17 protein-coding genes are annotated in these 17,857 nt (G+C 61.7%); 8 read left to right on the top strand and 9 right to left on the bottom strand.

Going from position 1 to position 17,857, the window contains the following annotated elements; all coding sequences use genetic code 11:
• The first annotated feature begins 82 nt into the window (after positions 1 to 82).
• Entirely contained in the window at positions 83 to 973 is an 891-nt protein-coding gene (locus M5B99_RS05390; protein WP_248803014.1) for a LysR family transcriptional regulator, read from the top strand.
• A gap of 3 nt (positions 974 to 976) precedes the next feature.
• On the opposite strand, the gene M5B99_RS05385 is transcribed toward M5B99_RS05390, so the two are convergent.
• The 3 genes from M5B99_RS05385 to M5B99_RS05375 all read right to left on the bottom strand — a co-directional run bounded on the left by M5B99_RS05385 (position 977) and on the right by M5B99_RS05375 (position 5,699).
• The gene (locus M5B99_RS05385) at positions 977 to 2,221 is read right to left on the bottom strand and encodes an HD-GYP domain-containing protein (protein ID WP_248803013.1); all 1,245 of its coding nucleotides are present in this window, start codon (positions 2,219 to 2,221) and stop codon (positions 977 to 979) included.
• A 51-nt stretch (positions 2,222 to 2,272) separates the two neighbouring features.
• Positions 2,273 to 3,895 carry a methyl-accepting chemotaxis protein gene (locus tag M5B99_RS05380; protein ID WP_248803012.1) on the bottom strand — a complete coding sequence of 541 codons (1,623 nt, stop codon included), beginning with the start codon at positions 3,893 to 3,895 and terminating at the stop codon, positions 2,273 to 2,275.
• A gap of 523 nt (positions 3,896 to 4,418) precedes the next feature.
• Positions 4,419 to 5,699 (bottom strand): HAD family hydrolase, encoded by a 1,281-nt coding sequence (locus M5B99_RS05375; protein WP_248803011.1) that lies wholly within the window; start codon positions 5,697 to 5,699, stop codon positions 4,419 to 4,421.
• Between the two features lie 262 nt (positions 5,700 to 5,961).
• Here M5B99_RS05375 and M5B99_RS05370 point away from each other — a divergent pair, with 262 nt between their 5' ends.
• Positions 5,962 to 6,729, top strand: coding sequence for a DeoR/GlpR family DNA-binding transcription regulator (locus M5B99_RS05370; protein ID WP_248803010.1), 768 nt, complete (start codon positions 5,962 to 5,964; stop codon positions 6,727 to 6,729).
• A 155-nt stretch (positions 6,730 to 6,884) separates the two neighbouring features.
• Here the strand turns inward: M5B99_RS05370 and M5B99_RS05365 are convergent, their stop codons facing one another.
• Positions 6,885 to 7,517, bottom strand: a complete 633-nt coding sequence (locus M5B99_RS05365) for a glutamine cyclotransferase (protein WP_248803009.1) — start codon at positions 7,515 to 7,517, stop codon at positions 6,885 to 6,887.
• Positions 7,518 to 7,526: 9 nt separating this feature from the next.
• Positions 7,527 to 8,747: a helix-turn-helix domain-containing protein gene (locus M5B99_RS05360; protein WP_248803008.1), complete on the bottom strand. Its 1,221-nt coding sequence runs from the start codon at positions 8,745 to 8,747 to the stop codon at positions 7,527 to 7,529.
• A 122-nt stretch (positions 8,748 to 8,869) separates the two neighbouring features.
• Here M5B99_RS05360 and M5B99_RS05355 point away from each other — a divergent pair, with 122 nt between their 5' ends.
• The 3 genes from M5B99_RS05355 (at position 8,870) to M5B99_RS05345 (ending at position 11,701) form a co-directional block, all read left to right on the top strand.
• Positions 8,870 to 9,667, top strand: coding sequence for a DUF899 domain-containing protein (locus M5B99_RS05355; protein ID WP_248803007.1), 798 nt, complete (start codon positions 8,870 to 8,872; stop codon positions 9,665 to 9,667).
• A 5-nt stretch (positions 9,668 to 9,672) separates the two neighbouring features.
• Complete coding sequence (locus M5B99_RS05350) at positions 9,673 to 9,939, top strand: hypothetical protein (protein ID WP_248803006.1); 267 nt, start codon at positions 9,673 to 9,675, stop codon at positions 9,937 to 9,939.
• Positions 9,940 to 10,054: 115 nt separating this feature from the next.
• On the top strand, positions 10,055 to 11,701 hold the full coding sequence (locus tag M5B99_RS05345; RefSeq protein ID WP_248803005.1) for a SulP family inorganic anion transporter: 1,647 nt from the start codon (positions 10,055 to 10,057) through the stop codon (positions 11,699 to 11,701).
• A 30-nt stretch (positions 11,702 to 11,731) separates the two neighbouring features.
• On the opposite strand, the gene M5B99_RS05340 is transcribed toward M5B99_RS05345, so the two are convergent.
• Together M5B99_RS05340 and yghU are read right to left on the bottom strand one after the other, a co-directional pair.
• On the bottom strand, positions 11,732 to 11,917 hold the full coding sequence (locus M5B99_RS05340; protein WP_248803004.1) for a ribbon-helix-helix protein, CopG family: 186 nt from the start codon (positions 11,915 to 11,917) through the stop codon (positions 11,732 to 11,734).
• 132 nt (positions 11,918 to 12,049) lie between these two features.
• The gene (gene yghU, locus M5B99_RS05335; RefSeq protein WP_248803003.1) at positions 12,050 to 12,928 is read right to left on the bottom strand and encodes a glutathione-dependent disulfide-bond oxidoreductase; all 879 of its coding nucleotides are present in this window, start codon (positions 12,926 to 12,928) and stop codon (positions 12,050 to 12,052) included.
• Between the two features lie 326 nt (positions 12,929 to 13,254).
• Here yghU and M5B99_RS05330 point away from each other — a divergent pair, with 326 nt between their 5' ends.
• Entirely contained in the window at positions 13,255 to 13,647 is a 393-nt protein-coding gene (locus tag M5B99_RS05330) for a MarR family winged helix-turn-helix transcriptional regulator (protein WP_248803002.1), read from the top strand.
• A gap of 16 nt (positions 13,648 to 13,663) precedes the next feature.
• Here the strand turns inward: M5B99_RS05330 and M5B99_RS05325 are convergent, their stop codons facing one another.
• Complete coding sequence (locus tag M5B99_RS05325) at positions 13,664 to 14,635, bottom strand: LysR family transcriptional regulator (protein WP_248803001.1); 972 nt, start codon at positions 14,633 to 14,635, stop codon at positions 13,664 to 13,666.
• A 179-nt stretch (positions 14,636 to 14,814) separates the two neighbouring features.
• Between M5B99_RS05325 and M5B99_RS05320 the strand changes: the two genes are divergently transcribed.
• Complete coding sequence (locus tag M5B99_RS05320) at positions 14,815 to 16,347, top strand: MFS transporter (RefSeq protein ID WP_248803000.1); 1,533 nt, start codon at positions 14,815 to 14,817, stop codon at positions 16,345 to 16,347.
• A 14-nt stretch (positions 16,348 to 16,361) separates the two neighbouring features.
• On the opposite strand, the gene M5B99_RS05315 is transcribed toward M5B99_RS05320, so the two are convergent.
• A complete protein-coding gene (locus tag M5B99_RS05315) occupies positions 16,362 to 16,994 on the bottom strand; it encodes a TetR family transcriptional regulator (RefSeq protein WP_248802999.1) in 633 nt (210 codons plus the stop codon).
• A gap of 81 nt (positions 16,995 to 17,075) precedes the next feature.
• On the opposite strand from M5B99_RS05315, the gene M5B99_RS05310 reads away from it, so the two are divergent.
• Positions 17,076 to 17,741: an O-methyltransferase gene (locus M5B99_RS05310; protein WP_248802998.1), complete on the top strand. Its 666-nt coding sequence runs from the start codon at positions 17,076 to 17,078 to the stop codon at positions 17,739 to 17,741.
• The last annotated feature ends 116 nt before the right edge of the window (positions 17,742 to 17,857 follow it).

Below are 17,857 nucleotides of genomic sequence, written 5' to 3'. Positions count from 1 at the left end.
CGATACAGGCCCCCTCGATGCTGGATAAGCACCAGGCAACGCCCTAGAATCCACAGAGCATTGATTCTGGAAAAGGGACAATATGGATCGTATCGACTGCATGCGCGCCTTCGTCGCCACTGTCGGCGCCAATGGCTTTGCCGCGGCGGCCCGGGCCATGGATGTTCCGCGTTCGAAAGTCAGCAAGCAGATCCAGGCGCTGGAAGAGGCCATTGGCGTGCAACTGCTGCAACGCACCACCCGCAGCCTGCACCTGACCGAAGCCGGCGCGGAATACTACGAGGCGGCCCGCGAACTGCTCGCGTCCTTGGACGAAACCGAACAACGGGCCCGCGATGGCGTCGGTGAATTGCGCGGTGTGCTGCGGGTCAACGCGCCCATGTCCTTCGGCCTGCGACGCCTGGGGCCGCTGATTCCGCTGTTCCACCAGCAGCACCCGAATGTGGAACTGCAACTGGTGCTCAGCGACCAGCAAGTCGATCCGGTGCGCGGCGGCTTCGACGTGACCATCCGGATTGCCAGCCTGCCTGACTCTTCCATGGTCGCCCGTTTGCTCGCTCCCGCGCCACGCATCATGGTGGCCTCCCCGGCCTACCTGGCACGCGCCGGAACGCCACGGACTCCCAAGGACCTGACGGCCCACCAGTGCCTTAACTACGGCTACCTGCAAAGCGGCGTCAGCTTGCAACTGAGCAATGGCAACGAGACCCAGCGGGTCACCGTCACCGGCCCCCTGCATGCCAACAATGGTGATCTGCTGGCCCAGGCGGCGCAAGCCGGCATGGGCATCGCCCTGCTACCCGATTTTATCGTCGAGGACGCCCTGGCCGCCGGCACCCTGGTCCCGGTGCTCTGCGAATGGCAGGCTCCGGCGATCAGTATCAACGCGGTCTATCCCTCGGCGCGCCGGGTGCCGCAGAAGACCCGGGCCTTTATCGAATTCCTGGTCACGGCTCTGGCGGTGGCAGCCTGACCCCTAGGCGGTATTGAAGATCGACTGTTTGCCGATGGAAATACCCGACCACAGTTCGTCCAGGTGCTTGAATCCCCACTTCTTGACCGACTCCAGGCCGGCAATCGAATCATGTTCGCAGGCTTCGGCAAGATCGATGACACTCTGGGCAATGGGCATCCGCAGTTTCGAGGAGTAGAACACCTTCACCCGAGGGGTCAGCAATGACCGCTCGTGTTGCTCCATGACGATCCCCAGCCGACCGCTGTGCAACAGCACCAGGGCCCCCACCGGATAGATCCCGATGCAACGGACAAAGGCATGGAAGATCTGCTCATCGAACTGCCCCTTCCAATCGGCCATTTTTCGAATGGCCACGGCCGCCGTCCAGGCTGGCTTGCCATGTCGCTCGGAGGTCACCGAGTCATAGCAGTCACACACCGCGGCCATCCGCGAGAACAGGCTGATCTGCGTGCCGCAGAGCTTGTGCGGATAACCGCTGCCATCGACTCTCTCGTGATGATGCAGGCAGACATCCACCACTCTCGGGCTGAAATGGCGGGTGTCGAGTAGCATCTTCGCGCCGATCTCGGGGTGGCGGCGCAGGGTCTCGAATTCGGCCTCAGTCAGCGGCGAGGCCTTATTCAGCAACTCGGCAGGTACCATCATCTTGCCCACCTCGTGCAGGATGCCCGCCATGCCGGCCTCTTTCACCAGGCCATCGGGCAGGTTCAGGCGGTAGGCCAGGCTCATCATCAGGGCGCACACCGCCACCGAATGCATGTAGGTGTATTCATCGCTGGTCTTGAGCCGGGCCAGGCTGATCAGGGCGTCGGGATGACGCATCAGCGAATCCGAGATTTCCGCGATCAAGTGGGAAATCTGCTCGGGATGAACCGCGGTGCCCATCCGCAGGTCGGCGAACATGCTCAGCACCGCGGCCTTGGTCCTGGCGCACAGACTCAGCGCATGGACCACCTCATCGCTCATGGCGATCCGCGGGCGATTGCGCGGACGCTCCTGTGCCGCAATGGCCGGCGGCTCAAGCACCGGCACGGCTGGCGAAGGTAGCGTGTCAACCTCGAGATCCAGTCCTTTCTCGGTATCTATCCAGAGCGCGGCGATACCGGAGGCATGGATCTTTTCTATATCCTGTTCATCATCGAGCAGAAAGTGACTGCGCCAGAACGGGTGATCCATCCAGGAACCACAAAAGGATTGCACATACATACCGACACGCAGCTCACTCACCTGTATCTGTCTTAGCATGACCAATGTCCTGGTTTCCCATCACACTGAGGTACCTCGCTGGAGGCCCGGCTACAGTGAAAACCGCGAGATCAGGTGATTCAGACTCCCCGCCAGTTTGGACAGCTCGCTACTGGCGATAGACGTCTGGCTCGCGGCCGACGAGCTTTGAATGGAAAGATCACGAATACTCATCAGGTTACGGTCAACGGACTTGGACACCTGCGCCTGTTGCTCGGAAGCCGTAGCGATCAGCAGGTTCTTTTCATTGATATGCGAAATCGACAGGGTCACTTCCTTGATCGCCAAGCCCGTTTCGTGGGCCAGCGAACGGGTCACCCGGGTTTCTTCGCTGCTGTGGTTCATCGACTCCACGGCCTTCTTCGAATCGAGTTGGATACCCTTGACCATCTGCTCGATTTCCTGGGTCGACTGCTGGGTGCGATGGGCCAGCGCACGCACTTCATCCGCGACCACCGCAAAGCCACGGCCCTGCTCACCGGCCCGCGCGGCTTCGATGGCGGCGTTCAATGCCAGCAGGTTGGTCTGCTCGGCGATGGCGCCGATCACGTCGAGGACCTTGGCAATGTGCAGGGCTTGTCCGGCCAGGCCTTCTATATCGGTTTTGGTCTGTTCGACACGGCTGCTCAAGCGCTCGATGGAGCCGATGGTTTCATCGACCCGATCCTGGACGATCCGTGCCGAGCTTTCCGAGGCTTGGGTGGACTGGGATGCCGAAATGGCATTTCTGGCCACCTCCTCGACGGCCGCGGTCATCTGGTTGACGGCAGTGGCGGCCTGGTCGGTTTCAATGCTCTGCTTTTGAATACCCGCCGTCGACTCCTGGGTAATCGCGCTCATCTGCTCAGCCGCCGAGGCCAGTTGCCGGGAAGAGTCGGAGATATGCTCGATGGTGTTCTTGAGGCTCGAACGCATGGTGGCGGCGACCGTCTGCAGGTCGGTGATTTCATCCCGGCCGCTGACCTCCACCTTACTTTTCAGATCACCATCGGCGATCTTCTGCATCGACAGACGCAAGGTATTGATCGGTTGCGCGATACTGCGGGTATACAGCAGCGCCACGACGCAGGTAATCACCAGGGCCAGCACCATGAACACCAGCGTCAGCAGGAACGCGCTGTCGTAGCTGGCGTTCGACGCCTGCCCCGAACGCTCGGCACCCGCCTCGTTGAGGAGGATCAGCGCTTGAATCGAAGTCTGTAACTTTTTCGCCGCTTCGCTGGTAGTGTCACGAATGAAGTGGGTCATGGTCTCGAAGGACGCAGTCGGGCTCATGCTCACCAGTCGATCGATCAGGTCCTGATAATTGCGCACATTAACGACCACCTGGTCATAAAGCTGTTTTTCTTCGGGACTGGAAACCCGCGAAACGTATTTTTCGGTTTCCTGGCTCAAGACCACTTTCAGCGCCTGTAATTTGTCCAGGGAGCTTCTGCTCTGGCGGTCTTCATCCATGACAAAGCGGCGGGCATCAAGCCGGTAGAGTTGCCCGGCATCTTGAATGCGGCCGGCCTGGCGGACACTCGGCAGCCAGTCCGTTTGCAGTCTCAGGGAGGCGTCGTGGATTTCCTTCATCCGATACAGCGAAGTCAGTCCGAGGCTGATCAACAGCAGACAGATCAGTCCGAAGCCGAGGGCCGATCTGAGGGTCAACCTGATGTTCCTTGTCTTCATGAAACCACTCCGAGGCCAGGCTGCGTGAACGTTCGGTTGCAGAGGGACGCCAATCACTCAACCAGTGTAGTACGTCCCTTGCAAAGGAGCGGTTCCAGCGTTCAGGTTACCTTGGCTGGGGCTCGATATGGCGCTCTAACTGGATCAACAGGCCTTTATAGTTATTGCCACTCAGGGTGATTTCTATCTCCCCGGAATGAGTAACTTTGTCCTGCTGCCAGACACGACTTGCCAGTTGATAGGCATGCCCTGCTTGAACTTGACAAAGGGCATATCGGTTTTCATAAAACGACTCTCGTTCACATAGATGGAGCGGTTGATAAACTGAATAAAACAGCGCGCATGAACTGTTGTCCAATGGCACTTCGTGTGCGATTTTTGCGCTGTTTTTTCAGTGTAACAACGGCCAATAAGAGAGCTGTCGTAGCGGGATAGTGCACAGTCCACTGTCTTTTGAGGAGGGGGCGAAACAATCATTACCACGACCCGCGGGCAGCCTTGCGCCACCCGCGAGCCGGCCGACTTACGCCAGCAGTTTGCGCTCGGTCTTGCCGTATTTGACCGACTTTTCATCCGGGATCATCAGCCCGGTCTGTTCATCGCGGCCCTGCAGGACGAAACGCGCGTCCGCCTTGCCCAACTGCTCGGCGGCCTTCTGGCTGTCGGCACCGATCTCGCCCTTTTTCATGCGGTTGACGATCACGCCCACGGCGGTGTCCTTGAAGTCACGCAGCATCCAGGCATCGCCGTCGCTGTCGCCGGCCACCAGCACCGGGCCATAGCCCTTCTTCGCCACCAGCACATTCTTGATCCCGACGGTCTTGCCCGGGCCGTAGTTGAAGTGCCAGCCTGGCAGGTAGCTGCTGTCGTACTTGCCGTCTTTCATCGCCAGGCGCAGGCCGATCACGTTTTCCGGCGGCACGCCATAACCGTAGTTGGAATTGCCGGCAAACACCCGCACCACATCATCGATGGAAGCAGTGCTGACATACACGTCAATACCGTTGGCCCGCAGCGTGTGCATCAGGCCACGGATTTCCTCGTGGATACGGATGCCATGGAAGTGCGTGTCGGCGACCACCCCGGCCTTGCCCGGCAGGCTGCGCGGACTTTCGTACTTGACCTTGCGCAGGCCGTCACCGAGGTCGTGGTTGTTGGAGGCCTCCGCCATCGCCTGCAACTCGGCGGTGGTCATGTTCTTGTAGAAGTAGAGGATCCACTTGTAACCGATCTCCACCGGGTAGCTGTCGCAGATCGCGTCATACATGAAGTACAGCTTGCTGAAGAAGTCCTTGAACTGGTCGGTGGCCTGGATTTCCTCCAGGCTCTTGCTGCCGGCCAGCCCCTGGTAGTTGGCGTGCAGCCAGCGGTAGTCGGCTTCGACGTCGGCGGCGATGTCTTCCATGTTCACCGGTTTGCCATCGACCGTGAGGTAGTCCTTCATGAACGGGCCGTTGGGCACGTCCTGGCGCAGCACGGCGGCAAACTCGTCGGGGCTGAGTTTGTACTGCAGATGATTCATCTGGTAGACCAGCAGCGCCTCTTCGCAGTCATTCATGATGCAGGTGTTGTCCCAGTCGAACACCGCGTACGGACGCTTGTCCGGGTGGTAGGACGCACTCTTCACGCCATGCTGGTCGATCACCGCCTGCAAGCGTTTCTGGTTCAGCGGCGACCAGCGCGCCGGGTCCAGCTCGCTCGGCACGGCCTTGGTAGTCGCGGCCTCGGCAAGGCGACCGCTCAACAACAGGGGACTGACAACGGAAACGGCGGCAAGGGTGTTCAGAAACTGGCGACGCTGCATGGCATAACTCCTGGATCTTAGAAGAATGGTCGCAAACGGGGCGACGGCGAGAGCGTGTTTCAAGACAAGGGCGCAGGGGACGAGCCGCCCGGTGACGAGGCTAGCGCCAAATACACATAAATACAACAATGCCACAATATTACACATTTATGGCACATCGACACTTTCTCACCGACGGCAATCGGCCAGCAAACTTGACAGCGCTGTCCCGCCTCCCACAATGCGTACTCGGATACTGATCGCAACAACAAGGACATGAGGTATGTGGCAAGAAGAGCGTTACCAGCGGATTCGTGCGCTGCTGGCAACCTTGCAGCGCGTGACCACCGACCGCATCGTCACGGAACTGAATGTCTCCCGCGAAACCGTGCGCCGCGACCTGGTGGCACTGGAAGCCCTGGGCGAGTTGAAACGCATCCACGGCGGCGCGATCCCGGTCGAGGACGAAGCGCCGATTGCCGAGCGCGCGCATATCAACGTCAAGTTCAAGCGTGACCTGGCCCGCGCCGCTGTCAGCTTGCTCAGCCATGGCCAGACGATCTTCATCGACGCCGGCACCACCACTGAAATTCTGGCCCAGGAGTTGGCCAAGCTAGGTGGGCTGACCGTGATCACCAACTCGTTCAATGTCGCGCTGCACCTGCGTGGCAGCGCACCGGGCAGCCTGCATAACGAAGTGATCATCCTCGGCGGCTCCCTCGGTGACCGCTCACCGGCCACGGTGGGCGCGACCACGGTGGCGGAAATCGGCCGCTATCGCGCCGACCTCGCGCTGCTCTCGCCGGTAGGTGTCGACGCCCACCACGGCGCCAGCAACTACGATCACCGTGAAAGCGAGGTGGCCCGGGCCATGGCCGAGCACGCCGAACGGGTGGTGATCCTCGCCGACTACAGCAAGCTCGGCGTGCAGAGCCGTATCAGCTACTGTCCGGCGGAACGTATCGACGTACTGGTGACGAACCAGCGAGCCAGCGAAGAAGCAGCATTCGAGGCACTGAAAGCCAGCGTCAAGGAAATCATCCTGGCCTGATGCTCCGGGCCGTGGGTGAACCCTGAAGCGCTATCGCCAGCAAGCTGGGGCCTACAAAGGAGCGTGGCGACAACGCCCCCTTGCAGTGATGCGCGGACCTGTGGGAGCCGGCTTGCCGGCGATGGCGTCCGGATAAACGCCGCAGGCCATGCTGCTTACCTGGGGCGACGGACCGCGCGGATTTTTGCGCTATTCCCACCACCGCAAAAAAACCGATCTTCACCATCGGACTCAAGTCCCGATACACCCACGCCGGCCGGCATATCGATGCGCTCCAGCAGCGCCCCCGTTTGCGGATTCACCCGCCGGACATCACTCTTGTCGTCTTCCCAGGTACCGTGCCAAAGCTCGCCATCGACCCAGGTAACACCCGTGACGAAGCGCTTCGATTCAATAATGCGCAGAACCGCCCCGGTTTCGGGATCGACCTGATGGATCCTGCGCCCCTGATACTCCCCGACCCAGAGCGTCCCCTCGGCCCATGCCAAGCCGGAGTCACCGCCATTGCCGGGGGCCGGTATGCTTGTAAGCACCTCACCGCTCTTCGGATCGATCTTGCGGATGCGCCCCTCGGCAATCTGGAACAGATAGCGACCATCAAAGGTGGTTCCGGCCTGCGCGGCGACATCGATCGAGCGCACCAGCGCCCCGCTTTCCGGGTCGAGGGCGTTGAGCTTGTCGCCGGAGGCAAACCAGACGTGCTGGCCGTCATAGGTCACGCCCGCCACCGAGTCGGCCCCTGGAAACGGCCCGTACTCACGAAGAATTTCAGCTTGAGAGTTTTTCATGAGCTCAGTCTAGCCGCTGCTCAGCGGCCCCGGGAGTAACAAGGTTGACGGGAATCCAGGTACGGACGGGAGCGTCCAGCGGCAGGCCGGCCCGCGGCCGAAAGCTTGCACCTTGCCTGTCGCCGCCAGGGCATCGAGCGCCCGCAGCACCGTGCGCGGGCTGCTGCCCAGGGCAATCGCCAGGGCCGAACTCGACCACGCTTCACCATCAGCCAGGAGAGCGAGCACGGCACCATGCCGTTCCTCGACAGGCGGCGCCAGGATGACCACCTCAGGAGCCTGTCGTGGCACGAGGACAAAGCCCTCGCCGGTCGCCCTCACCTGTGCAAACCCGCGAATCTCGCCGCGCAGCCGTCCGATTTCGACCCGCAGCCGGACCCGGTGCGATTCATCGGCCTGCTTGCCGCGAAAGGCCCGGGCGATCAGCGCATGCCGCGAGACAGCGCCTGGCCAGCCCTCGGCAAGGGCACGGAGCAAGGCGAACAAGACCGGCCGCGTCGTCAACGATACCTGCGTGTTGCCCTCACGCACGCTGTAGCGACAGGCATCCACCACCAGGGCCGCCGATGCAAACAGTTGCTCGACTTGCGCCAGCAACAGCAAGCGCTCCTCGCCCCGTGCGATCAGACGTGCCGCCGGAATTTCGAGCACCTGAGACGCACGCTCGACTTCGGCGGCGAGTGCGTGAATGCCCGCCTCATGCGCGGCATTTTCCGCTCGCCGCAGTGCAGCGCGAGCCGCCGCCGTATGCAGGCGCCGGATGGCGATCCCGGCACTGACCAACTCGTAAGCGGCCCTCAAGGGCGGCGCCAGCCCTAGCGGCTCAAGCTCGGCCAGCAGATGTTCGGCCTGGTCAAGATCGCCGGTCAACAGCAGACGCCGGACTTCCAGGTGCCGCGCATGGGCGGCATTCAAGCGGTCGCCATGGGCCTCGAGCACCGCCCGCGCGCCGACGAGTGTCTTGACCGGCCAGGCCAGGTCACGGGAGACCAGCGCAATCTCGGCTTCGGCAACGATACAGCGCGCCCTGGCCAGCGCTTCTTGCGGCCCGAAGGCACGGACAGCCAGCTTGAGCAGGGCCCTTGCGCGAACCACATCACCCAACTGCGCCATGGCAATACCGCGCAGCGCCAGCCCGGGCCCGTCGTCACACAGCGCCACCCGTTTCAAGGCGCCAAGGACATCACCGGTCGCAAGCAGCCGCGCTGCGGCGCTGATCATCGGGTCCATGGCCATCCCGTCAAACTTGTCACTCCCACCATCTTCCAGGCCCGCCCTAGTCTGTTCACGACCAACCGGTAACCGCTCGCACGACCGATGGTACGACGAGCAATGGCAGATGGAGAACCATGATGACCACACAGAAGACAGGCACTCGCGAAGAATGGCTGGCAGCACGACTCGACTTGCTGGCCGATGAAAAGGAACTGACCCGCCGCAGCGACGCCCTGGCCCGACAGCGTCAGGCACTGCCCTGGGTGCGGATCGACAAGGCCTACCGCTTCGATACCCCGGCAGGCAACGTCTCACTGCGGGAGCTGTTCAAGGGCCGCTCACAGTTGCTCGTCTATCACTTCATGTTCGGGCCCGATTACAGCGCCGGCTGCCCGTCCTGCTCGTCAATCGCCGATGGTTTCAATGGCGTGGTTGTCCACCTCGAACACCATGACGTCGCCTTTACCGCCATCTCGCGGGCTCCGCTGGCCAAACTGCAGGCGTTCAAGCAGCGCATGGGTTGGAGCTTCGACTGGGCCAGTTCGTACGGCAGCGATTTCAACAGCGACTTCAACGTCTGGTTCAGCGAAGAGCAGCAGCGCAAAGGCGACATTGTCTACAACTACCTCAGCGAGGCGCCTTTGGCCGGGCCCCAGAGAGGCCAGACGGTCCAGGAATGGCGACTGCAAGGCAGCGAAAGTCCGATTGCCCGGATCGCCGCGACGACCGGAACCGACATTGCCACCTACACTCGTGACAGGCCCGGTATCAGTGCCTTCGTGCTTGAAAAGGGCGAGGTCTACCACACCTACTCCGCCTATGCTCGTGGGCTGGATGGCCTCTGGGGCATGTATCAGTGGCTCGACCGTGCCCCCAAAGGCCGCAATGAACAGGGTATCTGGTGGCGTCGCCACGACGAATACGGCCAGGAGTAGCCAGCATGCCCTTGTCCGGTCGAACAAAGGAAAACCGCTCGACAGGAGCGCCAGTCGGCCTTGCGTTGAGCATCGCCGACTGGCTGGGACTGGCGGGCGCGCCAACCTTCGCCATCATGGCGCTGCTCACGGCCGCCGATGCCAGCACCGATATGGCCTGCGCCACCATGCCGGGACCATTGGCGCTGAACGGCATGGTAACAATGTACCTGATCATGGGCGCCTTCCACCTGCCACCCTGGCTGCGACTGCTTGCCGGGCGCGCCGGCTAATCCACGAAGGCGACCGGCAAGCCGTCGACATCATTGGGGATTAGAGGAATCCTATTGCTCTTTGGTTATCATCACATGTTAATGTTATACACATGACCCCTGCGGAGTAAGCGTCATGATTGCGATACGAGAAGCGTGGAAATCCGGATTGCTGGGGCGCAAGCACTGGTCGCGCAACCTGGTCGCGGGCGTTATCGTCGGAATCGTCGCGCTACCGCTGTCCATGGCCTTTGCCATCGCCTCGGGGGTCAAGCCCGAACAAGGCATCTACACCGCCATTATCGGTGGCCTGCTGGTGTCCTTGTTCGGTGGCAGCCGGGTGCAGATCGCCGGCCCCACCGGCGCCTTTATCGTTATCCTGGCCAGCATCAGCGCCCGCTACGGCATTGACGGCTTGCAGATAGCGACGTTCATGGCCGGGGCAATCCTGCTGCTGCTCGGTATCACCCGACTGGGTGCCATCATCAAGTTCATCCCCGACCCGGTGATCGTCGGATTCACCGCCGGCATCGGCGTGATTATCTGGGTGGGCCAATGGAAAGACTTCTTCGGCCTGCCGAAAGTCGCCGCCGGTCATTTCCATGAACAGTTCTGGCAACTGCTTCAAGCGCTCCCGCATCTTCACCTGGCGACGACCCTGCTGGCATCCCTGAGCCTGTTGCTGGTATTGCTCACGCCCAGGCTCCCCGGGATGAAACGCGTGCCCGGGCCGTTGGTCGCGATGGTCGTCGCCACCGTCATACAGTCGTTTTTCCAGTTTCCCGGGGTGGCCACGATCGGCAGTGCCTTCGGTGGGATACCCCAGGGCCTGCCGACCTTGAGCCTGCCGGAAGTGACCCTGCCGCGAATCATCGAACTGATCGGCCCGGCATTCGCCATCGCCATGCTGGGCGCCATCGAGTCATTACTCTCGGCGGTGGTCGCCGATGGCATGGCCGGCACCCGCCATGACTCCAACCAGGAGCTGATCGGCCAGGGCATCGCCAACCTGTTAAGCCCCTTGTTCGGCGGCTTTGCCGCCACCGGAGCGATCGCCAGAACGGCGACCAATATCCGCAACGGCGGCAACAGCCCGCTCGCCGGCCTGGTGCATGCACTCACCCTGGTGCTGCTGATTTCCTTCCTGGCCCCGCTGGCTTCGAATATCCCGCTGTGCGCCCTTGCGGCCATCCTGTTTGTCGTGGCCTACAACATGAGCGAGCTGAAACACTTCAAGCGCATGCTCCAGCGGGCGCCACGGGCCGATATCGCGATATTGCTGATCACCTTCCTGCTGACGGTCTTCAGCGACCTGACCATTGCCGTGAATATCGGCGTCATTCTCGCCATGCTGCAATTCATGCGGCGAATGGCGTCTTCGGTGGCCGTGCAGAAAATAGTCGGCAAGGACCTGGAGGTCGAGCTGCGCCTCAACGGCCAGTTCGAATTACCGCCCAATGTCCTGGTGTATGGCATCGAGGGGCCGCTGTTCTTCGGCGCGGCGGAAACCTTCGAACGGGTGCTGGCACAGACCCACACCGACCCCGGGACCCTGATCATCCGCCTGAATCACGTGCCCTTCATGGATATCACGGGTTTGCAGACCCTGCTCGAAGTCATCGAGCAGCTACACAACCGCAGCATTGTCGTGAAATTGTGCGAAGCCAACGAGAAGGTCCTCGGCAAGCTGCGCAAGGCCGGGATACTCCAGGCACTGGGGCCTGGGCATTATCATGCCGACTTCAATTCGGCACTGGGCGCAACCAGCGAACCCGGGCAGTAGCAGCTGCCTGCCCGGCGTCGAACGGCCGTGTCACTGCGCTTTGCCAGCGGCCTTGCTTTGGGTCGAATAGGAAACACCGTGGGTTTCCAGATAGTCGCGAATCAGCTGGCGGACCACCTGGGACGGCGTCAGGTCCTGGGCGGCGCAAAGCTCCTCGAGGGCTTTTTTCTTGACCGGGTCAATGAGTACGGTCAAGCGTGCGGTCTTGCTTTCCATGGAGGTCTCGACACTCTGAAGCAGCCTATGATAATCAAATTATAATAAGCGCTCTTCAGGTTGTCACGTCCTTACCCGGGCAGCCACCGCACGCCACGTCGTCATCCTGCCAGGACGCCGTGATCGACAGGATTACTCGCTTGCAACGGTCAGTTTGTCTTGAGTGCGCGTGTCGAAATCGCTGGCATCGTGACGCTCGCGCAGCTGGCTGGAGAGCTCCCCGGACACCCGATTGACCATTCGCCCACGCTGCACGGCGGGACGTGCGTCGATGGCATCGGCCCAGCGCTGGACATGCCGGTAGTCCTGTACCGAAAGAAATTCCGCGGCCTCGTAGAGCCGACCTTTCACCAGACCGCCGTACCAGGGCCAGATCGCCATGTCGGCGATGCTGTACTCGCTGCCGGCAATGTACTCGCTGACCGCCAGTTGCTTGTCGAGCACGTCGAGCTGGCGCTTGGTTTCCATCGCAAAACGGTCGATGGCATATTCGATCCTGGTCGGTGCATAAGCATAGAAATGCCCGAAGCCGCCGCCCAGATACGGCGCGCTGCCCATCTGCCAGAACAGCCAGGACAGGCATTCGGCGCGGGCCGCGGGCTCGGTGGGCAGGAACGCGCCGAACTTCTCGGCGAGGTACTGCAAGATGGCACCCGATTCGAAGACCCGGATCGGTTTCGGGCCGCTGTAATCCATCAGCGCGGGGATCTTGGAGTTCGGATTCACGCTGACGAAGCCACTGCCGAACTGTTCTCCCTCGCCAATACGGATCAACCAGGCGTCGTATTCCGCTCCCGTGTGCCCCAGGGCCAGCAGCTCCTCCAGCAGGATGGTGACCTTCTGGCCATTGGGCGTGGCCAGGGAATACAGCTGCAGCGGGTGACGTCCGACCGGTAGGTCCTTGTCGTGGGTCGCACCGGCGATCGGCCGGTTGATATTGGCGAATTTACCGCCGTTCTCGCTATGCCAGGTCCAGACCTTGGGTGGCAGATACTCCGATGGGTTCGTCATGCTCGATACACTCCTTGGGTTAAATGGGGCGCCCTGCTCCTGCCCAGCTCCCTCTTCAACCCGGGCAAATTGCCCTGACATCCAGGCCATAAACAGGTATATGCCACGATATAGATTTTAGAGGCATACGCAAGTATATTTGTTGCAGAATATGTCGTTCGCCCCATGACCTGAAAAGCCTTGTTCTCACAACGCCCACAGGCATAATTATCGGTTCGGCCTTTGCTTCAAAGAGTGATCAGCCCTTGAAATGTGCGCCACCCAGTCCCGACAGTCCCCAGGCCAGCAGTTGCGCGAACGGTGCTGTGCGCCGGGCATCCCGGCGGTTGGGACAAATCTATGACGAAGCGTTCGCAGTCTGCGGCCTGAAAGCGACCCAGTATTCCCTGCTGTCGCATATCGCTCGTGCCGACCAACCGAAAATGCGTGACCTGGCCCAGTCCCTGGTGATGGACCTTTCGGCACTCGGCCACACCCTCAAGCCGCTGGTGCGTGACGGCCTGGTGCTGTTGCAGGTGGACGAACTCGACCGGCGCAGCCGGCGCGTGCTGCTGACGGAGGCGGGTCAGCGCAAATACGAAGAGGCTCGGCAGATCTCCCAACGCATGTCGTGTCGTTTCGAGCAGGCCTTCGGTGAGGAAGAATCCCTCCAGTTGCGCAAGACCCTGGACTTTATCGCCTCGGATGAGTTCGCCCGCTCATTGCTGGGAAGCGATTGACGCCCGGGATCAGCGCTCAACCGCCATCGCGAGCCAGCCGGCTCTCGCTTCTGCGGGAATAGAGACACTCCTGCGCGAGGGTCGCACGCAACTGCGCCGCCTCCTGTTCCAGCCGTTCACACATGAAATCCACGAACACGCGAATCTTGCGCGATAACTGACGGCTCGAAGGCCAGACGATGCTCATGTTGTCCGGTGGGATCAGATAGCCGTGCAGCAGGCAACGCAATGAACCGTCGGCCAGCGCCTCGCGGGCGAGGAAATCCGGGATGGTGCCCAGGCCAAAGCCTTTGATCAGCGCCCCGAGCACCATTTCCATATTGTTGCTGATCATCACCGTGCGGGTCCGTGGTTCCCGCGCCCCTGCTTCACGCATTAACGGAAAGTCCAGCAGCTTGCCATTCTTGAAGTAGCGAAAACGCACCGCCAGGTGACCGTCCAGCTCAGCCGGGGTCTGCGGCGAGCCATGGCGCTCCAGATAGACCGGCGCGGCGCACAGTATCGGTTGTACCCCTGGCAAGGGTCGGCTCATCAACCGCGAATCCGGTAGGTCGCCGCTGCGAATGACGATATCCATCCCTTCCTCGATCACATCCACCAGCTTGTCGCTGAAGTCGAGGTCCAGTTCGATATCGGGATACAAGGCCATGAACGCCGTCAGCACCGACTGGAACAGGTGGTAGCTGGCCGCCGGCATGCTGATCCGCAAGCGCCCACGAGGGACTTCCGTGGACTGCGACAAGGTCGCCTGGGCATCGTCGAGGTCATCGAGGATACGCCGGCAACGCTCCTGGAACACCCGGCCCTCATCGGTCAAGCTGAGGCTGCGGGTCGAACGCTGGAACAGCCGCACACCCAACTGCTGCTCAAGCCGGGTCACCCCCTTGCCGACCGCCGAAGCCGACCGCCCCAGCGCCCTGCCCGCCGCGACGAAACTGCCCAGCTCGGCCGTGCGGATAAAGGCCATCAAGCCGCTCAGTCGATCCACCTGCCCCTCCTATTCGATCCTTTTATTCCGATATGGGCGGAACATTTGCCGCTTTTTGCCAGATTACTCGCTCTTTAAAATCCTTGCATGTTCTGACAGCCCGAGCAAACCAGCGAATCTCGGCCGTCCTCGCACTCACCCTGGGCGCTAATACCCGCCCGCTACAAGGATCGCTCAACATGTCCATTCCACTCTTGCTGCAACAGCGGCTGATGCTGCTGGCCGTGTGCATCACGGCCATTACCATGCCCTTCAACTTCACCGCGGCCGCCGTTGCCCTGCCCGCCATCGGCCGCACCTTCGGTGGTTCGCCGATGGAACTGAACTGGGTCACCAACGCTTTCATGCTGACCTTCGGCAGTTGCCTGATGCTGGCCGGTGCACTGGCCGACAACTATGGCCGCAAGAAAGTCTTCATCGGCGGCGTCAGCGCTTTTGCACTGCTCGCCGCGGTCTTGCCCTTCGCCCCGAATCTGGCATTGTTCGACGTCCTGCGCGCAGCCCAGGGGCTGGCCGCCGCGGCCGCCTTCTCCGGCGGTATGTCGGCCCTGGCGCAAGTCTTCGACGGACCGGGGCGCATTCGCGCATTCAGCTTCGTCGGGACCAGCTTCGGTATCGGCCTGGCCTTCGGCCCGGTGGCGGCCGGTGCGATGATCGAGGTGTTTGGCTGGCAGGTGATCTTCCTGCTGATCACCCTGCTGGCGGTAATCTCGCTGATACTGGCCACGCGCTATATGAACGAGTCACGCAACCCCGAGGCGGCCGGCATCGATTGGCCTGGCGCGATCTCCTTCACCTGGGCGCTGGGCATTTTCACCTTTGCCATCCTCAAGGCGCCGGAAAGCGGCTGGGCCGATCCGCTGGTGCTCGGGCTGTTCACCGTCGCGCTGCTGTCCTTCGTGGCCTTTGTCGTGATCGAACAGCGAGTCACCCAGCCCATGCTCGACCTCACGCTGTTCCGCTTCCCGCGCTTCGTCGGCGTGCAACTGCTGGCGGCCGCGCCGGCCTATTCTTTCGTGGTGCTGCTGATCATGCTGCCGATCCGCTTCGTCGGCATCGAGGGCATGAGCGAGGTCGTAGCCGGCTGGTTGCTGGTCGCTTTGTCAGCGCCGCTGTTGGTACTGCCGATTGTCGCCGGCTACCTGACCCGCTGGTTGTCGCCCTCCATCTTGTGCGGCAGTGGCTTGCTGGTGTGTGCCACCGGGCTGTTCTGGTTGAGCCATGTGCCGGTGGGCAGCAGCGCAGCCGAACTGGCCTGGCCGATGTTACTGATCGGTGTCGGCATCAGCTTGCCCTGGGGCTTGATGGATGGCATGGCGGTCAGCGTGGTGCCCAAGGAGCGCGCCGGCATGGCCACCGGTATTTTCAGCACCACCCGAGTGGCCGGTGAAGGCGTGGCCATTGCCATCGTCACGGCGCTGCTGTCGGCGTTTACCGCAGGCCATCTCGGTGGCACGGCAACACCGGATATCGTCGGCGCAGCGCAGCATTTGGCCACCGGCGACCTGGCCGGCGCCATGCACCTGCTACCCGCCGCCGGACGCACCACGCTGGCCGAGGGCTACAGCGCCGCGTTCAGCAGCTTGCTGCTGGTACTGACGGCAATCACCGTGCTGACGGCGGCCGTGGTGTTTCTGTTTCTCGACCGAGGCTCGGTCAAGGATGACAGCGATACTGAACTGGATGAGCAAGTGCTGGATCAGGCTGCCTGATCCAGAGAAGGCTTTCAAGCATGTCCGAGGCCCCGCAGATAAGCGCAAAACATATCGGCCATGGCATCAGCGTAGGTTTCGATCTGGTCGGGGGTTCGCGGGCTTTCCGAAAACTGCTTGCCCACCGAACTGAGCGTCACCTTGATCAGATCGCCGGCCACGGCCCGGGTTGCGTCCGTGGCATCGGGCAGCACCTCGCGCATGAACACTTCGACAACCTGTTTGCCCGCTGCCCTTACCTCCTGCGCCTCGGGCGCATCGCGATAAAACGGCGCGGCGTCATCCAGTGCCACGCGGACCTGGGCTTCATCACATTCGGAGCGGATAAAGACGTGGACGAGCAGACGCAACCTCTCCAAGGGCGGGTTGCGCGTGTCTTCAAGAATGCCGCGCAGCAACTCGGAAGTTTCCCGCCATTCATCACTCTGCAGGCGAAAGAGGATCGCTGCCTTGTTCGGGAAATACTGATACACCGAACCGACGCTGACCCCGGCCCGCTCGGCGACCCGCGTAGTGGTAAAGCGCCGCATGCCCTCCTTCGCCAAAACCTGAATAGCCGCTTGCAGAATCGAATCGACCAGATCACTGGAGCGAGCCTGCTGGGGCTGTTTGCGTGAGGCAATCGGCGTACTTGGGCGATCGGTCATGGGCGGGACTCGCAATGCGAATAGAAAACATGAAGATTTATTCGCATTATAAACCCTCACTGACCTCACCTGGAACATCCCATGACAACCCTGACTCAAGCCCCCCTCGCCCCCCTGCTGGACCGCCTGTTCGCCGAGGCCGATGCCAGCTGGTCAACCCTCGCCGCCGCCGCTGGCAATATCTCGGAAGAGGAGCGCGCGCGCCTGATGCGCAGCAAGACCGACTACCTTGAGTTCTATACACGACTGAAGGATTTTCCGCTGGCGGTCTCGCGGCAGACCGGGACTCTGCTGTATATGCTGGCGCGCAGTTGCACGGCGCGGACGATTGTCGAGTTCGGCACTTCCTTCGGCCTCTCGACCCTGCACCTCGCCGCCGCCCTGCGGGACAATGGTGGCGGCCGCCTGATCAGCAGCGAGTTCGAGCCGTCCAAGGTGCTACGCGCGCGGGAGAACCTGAGCGCCGGCGGGTTGATCGATCTGGTGGAAATTCGCGAGGGAGATGCCCTGCAAACCCTCGGAGTCGACCTCCCGGAAAGCATCGACCTGGTCCTGCTCGACGGCGCCAAGGCGCTCTACCCCGAGATTCTGGGCCTGCTGCAGAGCCGCCTGCGCCCGGGCGCCCTGATCATCGCCGACAATGCCGACCATAGCCCCGAGTACCTGGCACGGGTGCGCAACCCTGCCGAGGGTTACCTGTCCACGCCGTTCGCCGAGGACGTCGAACTGTCCATGTGGCAGGGCTGAAAGCAATCGGGGGCTTGCGGGCTCGGACAGTCGGGTGTGTCCCCGTCTTGGGATCGTCATCCCCTTGAACGATTCAGTGGCTATGCTGGTCAAGTTATTTCCTGTCCCATGAAACC

The organism is Pseudomonas sp. MWU13-2100, assembly GCF_023242365.1.
In the GTDB taxonomy this organism is placed as follows: Bacteria; Pseudomonadota; Gammaproteobacteria; order Pseudomonadales; family Pseudomonadaceae; genus Aquipseudomonas.
This window is presented reverse-complemented; position numbering and strand designations above follow the sequence as displayed.